The organism is Paenibacillus rhizovicinus (assembly GCF_010365285.1).
GTDB classification, from domain to species: Bacteria; Bacillota; Bacilli; order Paenibacillales; family Paenibacillaceae; genus Paenibacillus_Z; species Paenibacillus_Z rhizovicinus.
The window spans coordinates 2,432,501-2,448,707 of sequence record NZ_CP048286.1 but is presented as its reverse complement, the minus strand read 5'-3'; the positions used below and the strand labels follow the sequence as shown (position 1 = coordinate 2,448,707).

The window sequence follows — 16,207 nt, the reverse complement described above, 5'->3', positions numbered from 1 at the left end:
GAGATGAATACGTATCGCGTTGTCGAGCATACCGTTCGCGATTCTTATGGACGGATCATCTCCTTTCTCTCCGCTGACTGGCGCAATCTAGATGCGGTTGAAGATGCGCTTGCGGACGCGCTCGTCTCCGCTCTGGAATCGTGGCCGAAGTCGGGTATTCCAGACAAACCGGAGGCATGGCTGTTAAAGGTAGCTAAGCGGAGGCTTATCGATCGTACTCGCCGTGACCGCATTTCCGAGAAGGCCTTCGCGGCGCTGCTCGCCATGTCGGAGAACGTGCAGCATATGGATTTTGCGTCTTTCCCCGACGAACGGTTGAAGATGTTGTTCTTGTGCACCCATCCTGAAATCGATCCGTCGATGCACACGCCTCTGATGCTGCAGACTGTACTAGGTATCGATGCATCCCGCATCGCTTCCGCCTTCGTGGTGAAGCCCTCCACGATGGGTCAGCGGTTGACGCGCGCCAAAGCCAAGATGCGAAGCGACCGCCTGACGTTCTCCATGCCCGATGTTGAAGAATTGCCTGAACGCTTGGACGCCGTACTGGAGTCGGTTTATGCGGCTTATGGCAGTGGCTGGGAGGATCTTGGGGGAGTAGACCCGCGGCGCAGGGGGTTAGTGGACGAGGCGATTTATCTGGGAAGGCTTCTCTCCGCGCATATGCCTGATGAGTCCGAGGCGCTGGGACTTCTTGCGCTCATGCTGCATTGCGAGGCGCGCCAGCAAGCCCGCCGCGATGACGCCGGGAGCTACGTTCCGCTTAGCGAGCAGGATACTTCGCGCTGGTCCTCCTCCCTGATCGCGGAGGCGGAGCGTTGTCTGCATGCAGCCGCGCGAGCGAACCGGATCGGGCGATTTCAGCTGATGGCGGCAATCCAGTCGGTTCACGCGCAGCGGGCGCGGACGGGACGCACGGAATGGCAGGAGATCGCCTTGTTATATGAAGGACTAAGCCGGCTGAGTCCGACGCTTGGCATTCTTGTGGGAAGAGCGGCCGCTGTTGCGGAGGCGTACGGTCCGAGGGAAGGGCTAACCCTTCTAGAAGCGATTCCCCATGCGAAAATCGGCAGTTACCAGCCTTATTGGGCGCTCGCTGCGCATGTGCACCGGAAACTGGAGAACTTCGGGGAAGCGCGCACAGCGTACAGCCTCGCAATCGGGCTTTGCGAAGATCGTTCCGTCAGGCGATTCTTGCGCCAGCGCGCAATGGAGATTGAACAGAGCACGCGAACACGAACATAAGCGACAAGGTCGAGTGACGAACAAAGGCCGGGAATGCCACTACCGCATGGTAGTGCGCAATCCCGGCCTTTGGTATGCGGCTATGCGTAAATGGAGCTTCTTCCGAATAACGCGGTGCATTCCGCAGTATCGCATCCCGCATCCCGCATCCCGAATGACGGATTACTGCAATTTCGCGCTCATGATAAGCGTGCCGTTTGCACCGGTCGAGTACGACACCACATAGGACCGATCCTCGATCGTGAGCTTGAAGGACTTGGTATTGATCGGGGCAATCCGAAGATCGGAGCTGTCCTTGTCCAGCTTGGGCAGCCCTTGGATTTTCGGCAAAATATTGATGCGTCCGCCGCCGGGATCGGCCGCAGCCGCATTGAATAAATCAAGCTCCGCCCCATAAGCATACGAAGCGATGAAATATTGATCCGTCAGCCAAAAGTAGTCGTAAAACGCCCCGCCAATGATCCGATCCCGACGGCTGTGATCGCTCGAGCGAAGCGTGAAATACTGGCTGTCCGAAGTGATCCAATCATATAACAGGCGATACGTGCCCCCCGGGGAAGCGAGCGCCTCCGTAGCGAATCGCCGATTCTGGTCGGCATTGTTATCCAGGGCAACGCGGGCATGGCTGATGACTTCATCCTGATCCGTGAAGGTAACGGGGAAATTCGATTGGCCGATCGGAGCGTACAACAACCCTTCATAATTGTTGTACACTTCGACGTAATTATCGTCATCGAACTCATTGACCCATATTCCTGCGTTGGCAGATGCATAAGACCCGCCGCCATGAATGAAGCCATGATCGATTTCGAAGAACGATTGGAGCGCCTTGCTGCTATCTATGGCGTCCCAGACGCCGTTGCCCTTGTCCAGTGCGATTAGCAATTCCTTCAACAGCGTCGAGCCAGGGCGCTGCGCAGGCTTGCGGATCACGAAGGCCTCCTCGATCTTCGAAGTGCCTCGCAAACCGACATAGAATGTTTTTGTCTTATAGAAGCGGTCTTGACCCTTCGAATAACCCGGGGCGCCGAGCACGGCATTCACCTCGGACAGCGGCGAACCGATCCGAAGATGATCGACGATCTCTCCCTTGAACCGGTTGGACACGATAATGCCCGGCGATGCGTACCAATTCGTCAGCTCCAGCCCGTTCTTCCAATCGGAGTCGCGATAGGCGCCAGGGTTCAGCGCCACTTGCTGAATACGCGCGTTGATCGCATGTTTGGACCAATCCGCATACGGAACCGGGTGCAAGCCGGCCTGGGAATACGTGAGCGTCTTCAGGGCCAGGCTGCCGGACAAGTAATCGGCCATGCCGGTATACGCGAGTTTCGTCACCTTGCGCGCTTTCGGATCCGCGGTCACCTTCATGTCCATTTTGCCGTCCGTGAGCTCGAGCGACCAGTAGCCGTTTGCTTTGGCCATGTCTTGAAGGAAGGATTCCAGTCCCTTTGCATTCTGCAGAGTGGAGTTCTTCGGCATGGTCACGGCATATACGGGGTACGTGCCGCCTACCAGCTTTAATTGGTTCAGTTTGATCCCGTTTTTCAACAATACGTTCTTCGTGGGGTGGTTCCATTTCTGAAGATCGACGTATACGATACTGCTCGAAGCAGCAGCGGAAGCCGTGTGAATCTCCGTGGGAATAAGGAGAGCTAGAATCATGACTAGGACAAGGACTCGTCTATACGAATAAATGACAATCACTCCATTGTTATCAGATGACACGCCGCGTCTTACGACAATTTAAGATGCCTTATTTACATAATATCCTAAAATCTCTCAAGGATTGCAAGCCGAAAGTCCTGCAAGAGAGCAAGAAATAACAACGATCACAAGAAAGTGATATTTCTACTGAATCCCCTTCCAACTATAATAGGGACAAAGAACGGAGGGGTGTCATGAAAACGGCAGTGCAGGATGCGATGTTCGAGACGTTTGGAGAGGCACCGGCGGCTTACGGCCCAGTGGCGTTGTGGTGGTGGAACGGAGAGGCGCTCGATCGGGAAAGGCTCGCTTGGCAGCTCGATCGGCTTGCGGAGGCGGAGATGATGCATGTCTGCGTGTGTTACGCCAAGACGGGAGACGATGGGTTGATCGAGGCGTCGCCAACGGCGTTCACGCCCGAGTGGCTGGAGATCTGGGACTGGACCGCCGCGCAGTGCGCGGAACGCGGGATGACGCTCGGCTTCTGCGACTATGTATGGATTGATCAAGCGCAGGAACGATTGGCGGAGGCGAATCCCGAATTTCGGGGATGGAAGCTGACGGCGACGGTCGCGACGGCTCATCCGGCCGATCCGGTATCGTTCGAAGCCATGACGGACACGCAGCGGATTATCGCGGCTTACGCCTGGCCTGGCGTAAGCGGGCCATACCGGCTGGCAGACGCGGTTATGCTATCCCCCGAACAGGGGACTTGGCGGCCCGAGGCTGACGAGTGGACGGTGCTGACGGTACGGGCCGAGCGGATCCGCTTCGATCCGATGAATCGGCAAGCGACGGAAGCGATCATTGGCACGCTGTATGCGGTATTCGACCGCCCGGAGAGCGGCGCAAGGCTCGGGGGAACACTCGATTATTTTTTTCAGGATGAATTGAGCTTCGGGGGCGAGATGCCTTATTGGAACGACAAGTTCGAGGAAGCGTTCCGCGAGCAGACCGGTTATGGGCTAATCGGCGCGCTGCCGGCGCTGTGGCTGGACGTCGGCGAGGAGACGGCGCGAGTCCGCCTCGACTATTACGATGTCGCGATCGGCCTGATGGAGGCGTGCTATTACAAGCCGATCTACGAATGGCATGCGGCGCGCGGCACGCTGTACGGCCATGACCAGTGGGGACGGCAATCGATTATCGGGACGACGAAGATGTACGGGGATTATTTTCGGACGATGCGCTGGTATAGCGCGCCGGGGTACGACGATTTCGGCGGAGCGGGAAGGCAGCGCAATTTCAAGGACGGGAAGCTGGCGAGCTCGGTCGCGCATTTGAACGGGCGTTCGCGCGTATGGGTCGAAGCGTTCCACAGCGCGGGCTGGGGCATGACGCCGGCGGAGATGACGTCATGGCTGAACGAGAATTTCGCGTTCGGCGCAACGTTGTACAACGCGCACGGGCTGTACTATTCCACGTACGGCGGATGGTTCGAGTGGGCGCCGCCGGATCCGCACTTCCGCCAGCCGTACTGGGCGCATATGACGCGGTTCAACCGCTACGTCGCGCGCATGTGTTACATGCTCAGCCAAGGCGAGCATCGCTGCGAAATTGCGGTCATGATGCCGATTTCGTCGGTGCAGGCCGGCATCGGCCAGGAAAAGGCGGAAAGCGATTGCTACGGTTTGGCCGAGAAGCTGTTCTACGGTGGACTCAATCTGGATTTCGCGGACGAGACTTCGCTCGCGTCGGCCTCCGTTGCGGACGGTAGGCTGCTTGTCGCGGGGGCGAGCTATCGCATACTGGTGCTGCCGTCGATCGGGGCGATGCGGCAGGAGACGCTCGAGAAGCTCGCAGCGTTCCGCGAAAGCGGCGGCATCGTGATCGCGTACGGGCGGCTGCCCGAAGCGACGGATCGCGGCGGGAGCGCCGATCCGGCGCTGACGTCCGCGCTCGCGCGGATTTTCGGCGGCGATGCGGCATCGGGCGGCGAAGGTGCAGCAACGAGCAGCGCCGAGTGCCATGGGTACTTCGTGCAGAGCGGGTATGATCGCGTGCGCGAGATCGCCGAACGCCATGCGACAGCCGCGTTCCGGGCAGACCGTCCCGGGCTGCTAAGCGTGGAGCGGCGAGTGGGCGCGCGGCGGATTTTCTATCTCTACAACGCGACGGACGAAACGCTGGACGCGGGCTGCACGTTTCCGGCAGCCGGAGCGGGCAGCGTCTGGGATGCCTGGACCGGCGAGGTCTCTGCGCTTTCCGATGCGGTCGGAACGGCGGACGGAACGAAGGCGCGGCTGCGGTTCGCGCCGCGCGAAGCGCAGCTCGTCGTGTTCGATATTGCGAGTGACGGCGATAGCGATGAACGAAGCACATCCATTGCGAGCGTCGACGCGATAACGCCGGAACGATGCAGTGCGGCGGGCCATGAGTCGCAGCTCAGCACGGTGAAGCTGCCGCTCGGCGGCGAATGGGAAGTCCGGCTCGTTCCGCTGCTGGACAATCGGTATGGCGATTTTCGGCTGCCTGCAAGCGGCGAGTTAATCGGAGGCGAGGCAGCGTCGTTCGTGTGGCGTCCGGAGCATGAGGCGGAACAAGGCTGGATGCTGCCGGATTACGACGACGCCGATTGGGTGAAGCACGGCGCTTCGTATGGCCCGGCATTCCGTTCGGTCGGCGATTTCGCGCCCGGCGACGAGTCGTCCGCGAACGAAGCGCGCTCGCTGCTGAACGTCGCCGGAGATGCGGCTCCCGGCAATGCGGAGCCGATCGCAGAATGGGCATCGGCGCGCGGCTATACGCTGTCTGCGCATGCGTTCTCTCGCGAATGGGGAATCGAACGCGATCCGATGCAGATGTATCTGGGAGCAGGGCCTTTCGGGTTGAAAAAGCGCGCCTTCGACACGTTCCTCGACTTCGGTTACGTTGGAACAGGTCGTGTTCTCGACCCGCACGGGCCGGGCATCGACCAGCCGGCTTCCGACATCGTGCCGCGCTCCGGAAGGATCGCATGGACGGATGTCCTCGCGGACGAAGACGCGGTTCGGATACTCTATCTCGAAGCGATGGTTTATGAAGATTTCTTCCCCGCGCGGCCGCGATTGCTCCCGGTGCGCGCCTGGCTGAACGGCGTTCTCGTCGCCGAAGCCAGCGGCGAATACGAGGTTCGGCTGCGGCCCGGGCGTAACCGGCTCGTGCTGGAGCTGCAATATCCGGCGAACGAGAGGCTGCGTGCTTATGCCGTCATCGCCGAACACGACGCGGGCGCAGAAGTAGAAGCAGCAGCCGCAGCAGCAGCAGCAGAAGCAGAAGCAGAAGCAAGAGCAGGCGCAAAGCCGCTTCGGTGGTCGGGCTCGAAGAATTGGCACCGCAGCGATTCGCTCGGACGCGATGCCGGCAACTCGGCGGGACTGTACCGATTCGCCGTGCCGCCGGGCATCCGGTCGCTGCGGTTCGCCGCGTTCGCGCGCGAGGCGGAAGCGTGGATCGGCGGCGAAAGCTGCGCCGCTGCTGCCGTAGGCGAGACCGCGGAAGGGGCGACGCTGTTCGAAGCGTCGCTGGCTGTATCGTCGCCGCGCGTAACGGTCGCCGCGCTGCGCATCCCTCACCCGCCCGGCTACGCTGGCGGGATGGCGCTGCCCGAGCCGGTCAAGTTCGTCTGCGAGCCGGGATTCGCGGAGCTGGCCGACTGGCGCGAGTGGGGCCTGGCCGCATACTCCGGCGCCATTCGTTATTCGCGCAGAATCGAGCTGCCTCCGGGCAGACTCGTCTCGTCAATGCTTTCGCTCGGCGACGTCAGCGCGTGCGCGCAGGTATTCGTGAACGGCGCCTTCGCAGGGGCCGCGATAGCGCCGCCGTGGACGGTCGACTTGACCGAAGCGCTGCAGCAAGGCGGCGTTGTCCAGCTTGAGATCGAGGTCGCGAACACGGCCGCCAACCATTGGCTCGCGCATACGCCGACGATGTATGCCTACCCGGGTCAGGATGCGTCGGGCTTGACGGGACCGGTATCCATAAGCTGCGTGTACGCCATAGACCCTCGTGAAGGATATGAAGAACAAGAATGATTTTCACAAACAGAGCCTAGCAGCGGATTAATCGCCGCTGCTGCTCTGTTTTTTCTGTTCAGAAACCAACATTCAGCTGGCGCGAACAGGGATTTCCCATCCATTGGGTGAATTATCCAATACAATATTCCCGGAGGTGCACGTATGAAGGAGGATAAGATCATGCAGCCGACAGAGCTTGTGAAGCTGGGGCAGTATAGATTCAGCGGGCTGGATGCGTCGCTGGTCGGGGCCATGAAATCTGCAGCGGACTATTATCGAATGCCGTTAACCGCAGCTTGGATATACGGCATGACAGGGCTTGCCTTCTTGCATGTGCTGGACGAGAACATGGCGGAACCGAATGGGGGACCATTGGAGCCGGAGGTTTTCCGGCTTGCCCGCAATATCGGCTTGGACATTCAGGGGATTCACGTTTACGCGGAAGGTGAGACCTTCGCTCGTTTACAAGCGGAGGCATGGGAGAAAGCGAAACAAGCGATGTACGCAAGCCGGCCGGTTTTTGCCAAGAATATCGATATCCGCAATCAAACGTCGGTCATCCATGCGATCGATGATACCGGTTACTACACGTACACGTGGCATACGGGGTATGAACACAGCGAAGAGGTAATTCCTTGGAACTTATTGGGCTTAAGCCGGTGCCCTTGTATCCATTGCGTGCTTGATCGGCAATCCTCGGCAACGGAAGAGGTAACGGACTCATCCGCCGGGTTAATTTCGCTGCATTGGACGAATCCGATCCAGGCTGCCGATGAAGAAGCTTCTTTCAAAGAAGCGCTCGAGTTTGTCATTCGGTTGAACGAGAAAGCCGCGTTTCAGTGGTCGGGGCGAACCTATTTGGTTGGTTCCAAGGCTTACGAGCATTGGTTAACGGCTGTGGAAAACCGTACGTTGGACAAGTACATGTTCAGCCTGTTCGTTGAAATCTTGACCGAAGCCAGGAATCACGCGGTTGCTTTTCTCGCTGAACTACGCGGAGTCTTAAAGCAGGTGAACCCGGCGCTGGTGGACGAACTCATGCTTATTTATTCTGAAATGGCTTCCGAGTATCAAATTTTGAAAGGCATGTATCCGTATTCGGAACCGCGCGAGCATGAGCTTACGCAGCATGAACGATGCGCGGAAATTCTAAGGGGAATCATGGCATTGGAGGCGAAGGCAACCGTAACGATGATGGGAATTTACGAGACGCTGTAAGCTGCAAGAGAAGCAAGGCCAGACTTCCTCGGCTTCTATGGTTTCTGGCCTTTACGAGTCGCGATTGCGGCATCGGCTACCTGCCGGCTACCTCTAGTTCTGCGTTAACGCTCTTAAGGAAGCGCCAGCTCCAAGGGTAAGAAGGCATACTCCCCATTCCTGACGATGCCGCCATGACGAACGGGAATGCGATGCTTGAAGAGGGGGCCGTCGATGACAGTGGTGTGGAACTCGCCGCCTTCTCCGCAAGGGTCAATACCGCGGGCTTGCAGTTCCTTCACGTAGTCGTGCGTTAACGTTCGTCCCAGATCCTCTTCCCGCATCCCCAACGATAGATTCACCGTGACCAGAACGGATTCGAATCCCAGATCGATAAACGCCGCGACAACTTCAAAATGATCCATTTCCCACAGCGGCATGCCAAGCTTCAGGCCTGCGTTCCGGGTAACCTTGTCATGCCAGCAATCTTCGACAGGCATATCCAAGTCTCCGGTAACCAACGCTTCTGCGCCGCGTTGCTTCGCTTGTTCCAATAAGACCATGAATTCGCGTTCATAGTCCTCCCAGCTTGCAGACGCCATATAAACGGGCAAGCCGATCGCTTCGGCCTGAGCGCGAATGAGCTCGGGAGGCATGCCGTGGGAGCGGGAACGTTTCCCTTCTTCCTCCAGCATGACGATGATCCCGATCGCCTCTCCGACCTGCATGGACTTGTACAGCGCCAGGGTGCTGTCCTTCCCCCCGCTGAAGGAGGCGATAAACGGATGCCCGTGAGCGCCGGTTTTCCAATTTATAGTTTCGTTCATTCTATCGTGCTCCTTTGTTAAGCTGCTCTGTGAATTGTAACACGAATCACTGAAACGGAGGCGAGTCAGTCGGAATCCAGGACGGATATACAGCGTATGAAAGTTTTAATTTACCGCTACAGCTTGCGAATGACGAACGACCCGTGGGAGGCGGAAGATTTATCGCAGGATGCGCTGCTCAAAGTTCATCGCGCGCTAGAGCTTAATCCTCAATTGTCGATTTCAAAGGCTTACTTATTTCGCGTGGTTAGTAATGCGTGGAAAGATAAATGGAAACGGAGAAAAGGCCGCCAAGCGCTGTTCGGCGATGCTGTCCTCGATGTGGCCGTGCAGGATGGGGAGCTATCGACGAGAGAATTGCTGGAAGTGCTGGCAGAGCGCCTGTCCCCTCGTTCTTTGGTCATTTTGCTGCTGAGGGATGTGTTTGATTTCACGGCAAGGGAGACGGCGGCCTTTCTGTCTTCCACCGAAGAGGCGATCCAAGTTGCGCTTGGCCGTGCAAGGCTCAGGCTGCGTAAACTTGCCGATCGGTCCAAGGCGGAAGAGGGGTTAGGAGAAGCGCGCCGTCAGTCCGCGCAATGGGGACCGCATGATTTCGACAAGCTGGTAGATGCTTTTCGAAGGCGAGACCCGAGGTCGATTTGCCGGGCCTATATCGGACTTGCGAGGCAGCGAGTACGTATAAGCCGGCTGCTATGGTCGAATGGCAAACTTGCTTTCTATTTGGAAGACCCGGACGGCAACCGGTTCATGATTACCGAATAATTTTTTTTGAAGGGATGTTTGGTTTCGATCCTGATTGTCGTTCATTATGCGTAGTCTATTATTTATTAAAATGGAGGCAGCAAAAATGGGAGTTCATTCATTAGGTGCGATTTTTATTCGTGTGAGCAACTTAGAGAATTCGATTCCGTTCTATTCTGCTTTAGGTTTGCGATTCCGCGGAATTGAGGACTGGGACCCAGGGCGTGCGGCGACGTTCTACCTGTTACCGGACCATGACGGATTTCCGCTCATGACGTTAGTGGAATCCGACAAGGTTCAGGTGCTGGAATATCATAGCTACAATCTGAATGCGACGAATGTACGGGAGATATATAGGGATTTGGAACTGAGCGGCTATAAGTTAAGGCCGGTCGAGGAATGGTCCTCGCCATGGAACCATCATATTATGTTCGATGTCTATGATCCCGATGGTCATCCGATCAATATTATCGAGGTCATTCCAATTAACCAAGCGCAAGCTGTCCAGGTGCACAGATAGTATGAAGCAAGGAGTAAAGAAGGGCCGGGATCGCCGCCATTGCGATGATATCCCGGCCCTTCTTAGTGATAGCGCGGTGTGCGCATTCATCTGTAACAATGAGGTCTTTGTTTTTTGTATAATGTAAGCAGTTTCAAGAATTCCGCCAGCATTCATGAATGCTATTTTCTAATTACTGTACACAAAGGGGCTATCATCGTGATGGAATACAGAAAGGCAAGACCGGACGAGCGCGAGGCTTATATCGATTTAGCCAACTACGCTTTTAAAATCGATTTCGAATCCGTGATTCCGAAAGTGTACGGCAAGGACATGGACCCGTCGGCGATGCATATGGTCGCTGCGGACGAGCAGGGACGGCTGCGAGCGCAAGTGGCCGTTTATCCGGAACCGATGAACGTCGGCGGCTTTCCGCTGCGAGCAGGATACTTGGGCATTGTGTCGGTGCATCCGAGGGCCCGCGGAGAAGGACATATGAAGGTACTGATGAACAAGTGGCTCGAAGAAGCGCCGCAATCGTACGATATGCTCGTGTTATACGGTCAGCGTCAACGATACGAATATTTCGACTTCACGCTCGGAGGAGTGAGAATCAAATATACGGTTGGGCAAGACAATGCCCGCCATGCGTTGAACGACGTGAGCATCGACGGGCTGTCCATCCGCCCGCTGTTCGAGATCGAAGGCGCCGCAGCCTTCGCGGGCAAGCTGAACGATGCCCGGCCGTCGTTCGTGCAACGCGACGAGCAGCAGATGCCGTTCGTCTTAACCGGTCTAGAGCAGCGTCCGCTCGGGGTTCTGGACGAGGGCAGACTGATCGGCTATCTGGTTGTCGGCAAGACAGGCAAAGAAATCACCGAATTCGCGATGGAGAATGCAGACGACATTCCGCGGGCGATGAAAGCATATTTGGCGCATGCGGGCACGGACTGGCTGTCGGTTCTCGCGCCGGAATACGAGACGGAGCTGAATGCGAGCTTGAGCCGTTTTGCGGAAAATTACGCGATCGAGACGTCCGACATGTACCATATTTTCGATTTTGCGCGAGTGCTTGAAGCCTATCTGACGCTGAAGCATCGGACGATCGGACTTGCGTACGGTCAATTCTCCGCCATATTGGATGGCCAGCCCGTAACTGCCCGCGTGGATGAGAACGGCGTAACGGTCGAACGATCGGCGCTGCCTGGCGCTGGCGAGTTTACCAAGCAGCAGGCCCAGAAGCTTCTGCTCACGCCGCACGGCCGTTTTATGGAAGCCCGCGTCCCGGCCGGATGGTTTCCGCTCCCGATCTTCTGGTACATGGCCGATAAGTTTTGACAGAACGGGAGGAGACAGCTATGAATACGACTACGAAGGCAACTATGGAAGAGAAACGCGGCATACTCATTTTGCCTGAGGAGGCTGGCCTCTATTGGGCGGATCTGATCGCGCGTTCGGGCCTTAATCTGGTGGGCATCCATCCGGGCTGGGGAGCGGGAGCGCTCGAGGAACTCGAGAAAATGCTGGATTTCGTGAAGACGCCGCAATTTGCGGAATTCGCGCAGCGGATGAAAGAGCTGAACGTAGCTATCGAGTTCGAGGCCCACGCCATGTCATGGCTCGTTCCGCGAGCCCTATTCTCCGAGCATCCCGACTGGTTCCGAATGGATGAGTCAGGCAACCGGAATGCGGACTTCAACTTATGCGCGTCCAGCCCGGAGGCGCTCCTTTTCTTGGAGACGCGGTCGGAAGAGCTAGCCCGCGCATTGCCTTCGCCGACGGGGCGATATTATTTTTGGATCGACGACGTGACCGGCAGCGCTTGCCATTGCGGGAATTGCCGGGTATTGTCCGCCTCCGACCAGGCGATGATTTTCTATAATCATATCTTGCGTGGGATACGGCGATTCGATCTAGAGGCCGAGCACTGTTATCTGGCTTACCAGGATACCATTCAGGCACCTGATAAAGTGAAGCCAGATCCTGGCATCTTTCTGGAATACGCCCCCATCTATCGCGATTCGGCCCGGCCGATCAACGATCCGGATTGCCCGGAGAACTACAAGGAGCTCGAGCACCTGCCTGGCCTGCTGCGACTGTTCGGACAAGAAGGCGCTCAAATCCTGGAATACTGGATGGACAATTCCCGGTTTTTGAAATGGCAGAAACCGCTGAGCCCGCTGCCTTTCTACGAAGAGGTTATTCGCCGGGATGCGGAGTATTATCGGAGCTTGGGGTTCAATCGGCAGACCAGCTTCGGCGTATGGCTGGGAGAGGACTACGGTCAGGCTTTCGGAGAGCCGCCGATCATCGCTTATGCTCGCGCAATCGAGGGATAAGCAGGGGCGGCATTGACTTTACGTCTATTTAAGGGTAGCGTGGTAGTGGCTGGCAATTGATACGCGGGGACGGCGTCGCTGGGGCGCCGCTGCTCGGACAGCCGATCCATAGCTAAGGGAGATTGATGAAAGTGGAACATACAGAGGACCAAATCGAAGAACAAATAAGCGCCGCGCCGGGCATGGAAGAATTGAAGAGAGCCGTGAGCCGTACGTCGAATTGGCGCGAGCGGCTGAAAGCCGTGGAAGCGCTGAGAGAGCTGGGCGGCCAGCCTGCTGTCGATCTATTGACGCGCATCGTCAAGAACGATACCGTCCATCAAGTGCAGTTGGCTGCGCATAGCGCATTGACGGAGCTGGGCGTGGAAGCCGAGCGTCCGCTGAAGAAGACGATCGAGCTGGTCAAGGGCACGGGCAAGATCTTGCTGCGCATCAAGAAGAGCCTGCCTGCCGGCCACTCGTACGAGGCGTTCAAAGAGAAGCTGAAGCATATGCGGACGGACGTGTACGATATTTACGAAGGCGACAAGGGAGAAGGCTTCGACGAATGGCTCGAAAGCACATGGTCTTCCTTGTCCGGAAGGTAGACGAGCATGGCCAAGAGCAAGGGCGGTACAGGCCGCGGCACGGATAAGAAGGGCTGGAACCGCTGGCAGGCAACAGAGAAACGCATCAAGAACGCACCGAAACCGTACAAGAGCAAAGGCACCAAGAAGCCGGCCGAAGGCGGCGCTGCTTCTGGAACGCCTGGCGCCGCGGCGGGCAAAGGGACCGGTTCCGGAGCTTCTTCCCGTCCGGCTGCGAAATCCCCGTCCGCTAAATAGGGCATGGCTGCATAAATTTCCTCTTTCCGTGAACGCTGATAGACATGGCGTATGCGCGGAAGAGGTTTTTTTATTGCACGCGCGCATGAATGCCAGGCCTGGAATGCCGAGAAGCGAAACGGGCTTAGCGGCGGCAATCCGGACGCGAAGCTCTCTGCATATTGGCGCCGGCGACAGCTTTTTCTCCTTTGCCTATTGACTTTCGTTTTAATTATGTCAAAATGACAATATAAGAAAACGAAGCAGGTGATCCCGCATATGAACGAACCGATCGAAGAAGCCGCGAATTATTCCGCAAGCCGATACCGGACGCCGGACGGAGCGCCCGCGGATATCGTCATCTTCACCATCACCTCAACGGAGCGGAACACGGCGAAGAAGTCGCTGCCCGTACGACAGCTCGAGGTGCTGCTTATCCAGCGCAAAGGCTGGCCTTATCAAGGACACTGGGCGCTCCCGGGCGGCTTCTCCAAGGAAACGGAAACCTTGCTGGACAGCGCGCTGCGCGAACTGCACGAAGAAACGGGCGTCGCCGACGTGCACATCGAATATTTCGGCGTCTACAGCAAGCCGGGCCGCGACCCCCGCGGTTGGATGATTTCGCATGCGTTCTTCGCGCTCGTTCACGAACATGCGCTGGCGAACCGGCGTGCGGCGGACGATGCTGCCGATGTCCGGTTGTTCCCGGTGCAGGAAGCGCTGGCGATGAATCTTGCCTTCGACCACCGCGAGATATTGGAGGACGCGCTGCAGCAAATTCGCATCAAGATGCTCACGACGACGATCGCCAAGTCATTCCTTCCGGAGGAGTTCACGATCGGCGAACTCTATCAGGTTATCGAGGCGGTCGTACCGGATTTCGAAGAGAAGAACTTTATTCGCAAAATCACGTCTACCCAGAGCCGCAAAGGCATTATCGAAGAAGTACGCGACCGTAAAGGCGAGCTCAAGCAGTCCAATCGCCATTCCCAACGCGCGGCGCAGCTGTACCGGTTCACGGACTACGTGCCGCAGCTTTCGATTTACAGCTAATTGGAGAAAAGGGGAAATGCAATGAAAGCACTCATCGTCATCGATTATACAGTTGACTTCGTCGTCGGCAAGCTGCCTTGCGGCCAGCCGGCAATCGATATTGAGCAACGTATCGCGGAATTGACGGCGCAGTTTGCGGGGCAGGGGGATTTTACCGTGATGGCCGTCGACCTGCATCGGGAGCAGGATGAGCTGCATCCCGAGCATAGGCTGTTTCCGCCGCATAACATCGAGGGTACGGACGGCCGTGATTTGTACGGACGGCTGAAGGATGTCTATGAAGCGAACCGGGAACGCATCTATTGGATGGACAAAACGCGCTACAGCGCTTTTTGCGGAACCGATCTGGAATTGCAGCTGCGCATGAGAGATATTCAGGAACTGCACCTCGTCGGCGTCTGCACGGATATTTGCGTCCTGCACACGGCAGTGGACGCCTACAATAAAGGCTTTCGCATCGTCATCCATGCAGATGCGGTCGCGAGCTTCAATGAACAAGGACATGACTGGGCGCTGACGCATTTCGAGCGGACGCTCGGCGCCGCGATTTATAGAGATGGACAGCGAATTACAGTTTAAGGAGAGTGGATCGAGATGAATTACGAGAACATGACGCTTCACACCGATAAATATCAAATCAACATGATGTACGCCCACTGGGTGCAAGGATCGCATAACGATCAGGCGATATTCGAAGTATTCTTCCGCAAACTGCCGTTCGGCAACGGATACGCGGTCTTCGCCGGGTTGGAGCGGGTCGTCGATTATATTCGAAACATCCGGTTCGGCGACGAGGAAATCGCTTTTCTCCGCGAGCAGGAAGAAGGCTATAAGGAAGAATTCCTGGAGGAGCTGCGGGAGTACCGATTCACGGGACAGCTGGACGCCGTACCGGAAGGAACGATCGTGTTCGCGAACGAACCTCTTCTGCGCATTACGGCGCGGATTTTCGAGGCGCAGCTGATCGAGACGGCCATCCTCAACTTCGTGAACTTCCAAACGCTGATCGCCACGAAAGCATCGCGGATCAAGCAGGTGGCCGGCGATGACGGCCTGCTGGAATTCGGCACCCGAAGAGCCCAGGAAGCCGACGCTTCCGTATGGGGAGCAAGGGCGGCGTATATCGCCGGATTCCATGCCACGTCGAACCTGCGGGCAGGCATGCTGTTCGGCATTCCGACCAAAGGAACGCACGCCCACGCTTGGGTGCAGGGGCATGACACGGAGGAGGAGGCATTCCGCAAATACGCGGAGGTGCTGCCGGACCAAGTCACTTTGCTCGTGGATACGTACGACACCTTGCGGAGCGGCGTGCCGAACGCGATCCGGATCGGGAAGATGCTGGAGAAGCAGGGCAAACGAATGAACGGAATCCGCCTCGACAGCGGAGACTTGGCGTATTTGTCGCAGGAAGCGCGGCGCATGCTGGACGAAGCGGGACTGCATTATGTCGGCATCGTCGCTTCGAACGACTTGGATGAGTCGCTGATTTTCAGCTTAAAGGGGCAAGGAGCCAAGATCGACGTTTGGGGCGTGGGCACGCAGCTCATTACCTCGGGCGATCAACCATCGCTTGGCGGGGTCTACAAACTGGTCGCGCGGGAAAAGGATGGCGAGATGGTTCCCGTCATCAAGATTTCAGGCAATCCCGAGAAGGTGACGACGCCCGGGCGCAAAGACGTGTACCGCATCATCAACCGTGAAACCGGTATTGCGGAAGGCGACTATTTGACTCTCGTCGAGGAAGGCCCGCTGAACACCGAGGAGCCGCTGCGGCTGTTCGATCCGGTGCATCATT

General features: G+C 57.3%; 13 protein-coding genes and 1 pseudogene (1 of these 14 only partly in view). 12 read left to right on the top strand and 2 right to left on the bottom strand.

Annotated features, from left to right (window positions below):
- The first annotated feature begins 3 nt into the window (after window positions 1–3).
- Window positions 4–1,245, top strand: coding sequence for an RNA polymerase sigma factor (locus tag GZH47_RS11160; RefSeq protein ID WP_162640156.1), 1,242 nt, complete (start codon window positions 4–6; stop codon window positions 1,243–1,245).
- 162 nt (window positions 1,246–1,407) lie between these two features.
- Here GZH47_RS11160 and GZH47_RS11155 read toward each other — a convergent pair whose 3' ends face one another.
- Window positions 1,408–2,910: a hypothetical protein gene (locus tag GZH47_RS11155; protein WP_162640155.1), complete on the bottom strand. Its 1,503-nt coding sequence runs from the start codon at window positions 2,908–2,910 to the stop codon at window positions 1,408–1,410.
- 236 nt (window positions 2,911–3,146) lie between these two features.
- On the opposite strand from GZH47_RS11155, the gene GZH47_RS11150 reads away from it, so the two are divergent.
- Window positions 3,147–6,965, top strand: coding sequence for a glycosyl hydrolase (locus GZH47_RS11150; RefSeq protein ID WP_162640154.1), 3,819 nt, complete (start codon window positions 3,147–3,149; stop codon window positions 6,963–6,965).
- Window positions 6,966–7,109: 144 nt separating this feature from the next.
- Window positions 7,110–8,165: a hypothetical protein gene (locus GZH47_RS11145; RefSeq protein WP_162640153.1), complete on the top strand. Its 1,056-nt coding sequence runs from the start codon at window positions 7,110–7,112 to the stop codon at window positions 8,163–8,165.
- Between the two features lie 113 nt (window positions 8,166–8,278).
- On the opposite strand, the gene GZH47_RS11140 is transcribed toward GZH47_RS11145, so the two are convergent.
- The gene (locus GZH47_RS11140; RefSeq protein WP_162640152.1) at window positions 8,279–8,971 is read right to left on the bottom strand and encodes a Dph6-related ATP pyrophosphatase; all 693 of its coding nucleotides are present in this window, start codon (window positions 8,969–8,971) and stop codon (window positions 8,279–8,281) included.
- A 96-nt stretch (window positions 8,972–9,067) separates the two neighbouring features.
- On the opposite strand from GZH47_RS11140, the gene GZH47_RS11135 reads away from it, so the two are divergent.
- The 9 genes and pseudogenes from GZH47_RS11135 to GZH47_RS11095 all read left to right on the top strand — a co-directional run.
- Window positions 9,068–9,736: an RNA polymerase sigma factor gene (locus tag GZH47_RS11135; RefSeq protein ID WP_162640151.1), complete on the top strand. Its 669-nt coding sequence runs from the start codon at window positions 9,068–9,070 to the stop codon at window positions 9,734–9,736.
- An 85-nt stretch (window positions 9,737–9,821) separates the two neighbouring features.
- Window positions 9,822–10,235, top strand: coding sequence for a VOC family protein (locus tag GZH47_RS11130; protein WP_162640150.1), 414 nt, complete (start codon window positions 9,822–9,824; stop codon window positions 10,233–10,235).
- Window positions 10,236–10,436: 201 nt separating this feature from the next.
- On the top strand, window positions 10,437–11,552 hold the full coding sequence (locus GZH47_RS11125) for a GNAT family N-acetyltransferase (protein ID WP_225446443.1): 1,116 nt from the start codon (window positions 10,437–10,439) through the stop codon (window positions 11,550–11,552).
- A gap of 20 nt (window positions 11,553–11,572) precedes the next feature.
- Window positions 11,573–12,553, top strand: coding sequence for a DUF4838 domain-containing protein (locus GZH47_RS11120; RefSeq protein WP_162640148.1), 981 nt, complete (start codon window positions 11,573–11,575; stop codon window positions 12,551–12,553).
- 125 nt (window positions 12,554–12,678) lie between these two features.
- Entirely contained in the window at window positions 12,679–13,140 is a 462-nt protein-coding gene (locus GZH47_RS11115; RefSeq protein WP_225446442.1) for a HEAT repeat domain-containing protein, read from the top strand.
- A 6-nt stretch (window positions 13,141–13,146) separates the two neighbouring features.
- A pseudogene (locus tag GZH47_RS34605) lies at window positions 13,147–13,269 on the top strand (DUF3934 domain-containing protein); the annotation flags it as partial.
- A gap of 366 nt (window positions 13,270–13,635) precedes the next feature.
- Window positions 13,636–14,409 (top strand): NUDIX hydrolase, encoded by a 774-nt coding sequence (locus GZH47_RS11105; protein ID WP_162640146.1) that lies wholly within the window; start codon window positions 13,636–13,638, stop codon window positions 14,407–14,409.
- A 21-nt stretch (window positions 14,410–14,430) separates the two neighbouring features.
- Window positions 14,431–14,988, top strand: a complete 558-nt coding sequence (locus GZH47_RS11100) for a cysteine hydrolase family protein (RefSeq protein WP_162640145.1) — start codon at window positions 14,431–14,433, stop codon at window positions 14,986–14,988.
- Between the two features lie 15 nt (window positions 14,989–15,003).
- Window positions 15,004–16,207, top strand: partial view of a nicotinate phosphoribosyltransferase gene (locus tag GZH47_RS11095; RefSeq protein WP_162640144.1) — the 5' portion only. 239 nt of this gene lie beyond the right edge of the window; the window shows 1,204 of its 1,443 coding nt (coding positions 1–1,204); it begins with the start codon at window positions 15,004–15,006; its stop codon lies off the right edge, out of view.

Coding starts and splice junctions, on each gene's coding strand:
- GZH47_RS11145 (WP_162640153.1), top strand. CDS start 7,110: ATGAAGGAGGATAAGATCATGCAGCCGACAGAGCTTGTGAAGCTGGGG.
- GZH47_RS11160 (WP_162640156.1), top strand. CDS start 4: ATGAATACGTATCGCGTTGTCGAGCATACCGTTCGCGATTCTTATGGA.
- GZH47_RS11120 (WP_162640148.1), top strand. CDS start 11,573: ATGAATACGACTACGAAGGCAACTATGGAAGAGAAACGCGGCATACTC.
- GZH47_RS11155 (WP_162640155.1), bottom strand. CDS start 2,910: ATGATTCTAGCTCTCCTTATTCCCACGGAGATTCACACGGCTTCCGCT.
- GZH47_RS11125 (WP_225446443.1), top strand. CDS start 10,437: ATGGAATACAGAAAGGCAAGACCGGACGAGCGCGAGGCTTATATCGAT.
- GZH47_RS11100 (WP_162640145.1), top strand. CDS start 14,431: ATGAAAGCACTCATCGTCATCGATTATACAGTTGACTTCGTCGTCGGC.
- GZH47_RS11115 (WP_225446442.1), top strand. CDS start 12,679: ATGAAAGTGGAACATACAGAGGACCAAATCGAAGAACAAATAAGCGCC.
- GZH47_RS11150 (WP_162640154.1), top strand. CDS start 3,147: ATGAAAACGGCAGTGCAGGATGCGATGTTCGAGACGTTTGGAGAGGCA.
- GZH47_RS11130 (WP_162640150.1), top strand. CDS start 9,822: ATGGGAGTTCATTCATTAGGTGCGATTTTTATTCGTGTGAGCAACTTA.
- GZH47_RS11105 (WP_162640146.1), top strand. CDS start 13,636: ATGAACGAACCGATCGAAGAAGCCGCGAATTATTCCGCAAGCCGATAC.
- GZH47_RS11140 (WP_162640152.1), bottom strand. CDS start 8,971: ATGAACGAAACTATAAATTGGAAAACCGGCGCTCACGGGCATCCGTTT.
- GZH47_RS11135 (WP_162640151.1), top strand. CDS start 9,068: ATGAAAGTTTTAATTTACCGCTACAGCTTGCGAATGACGAACGACCCG.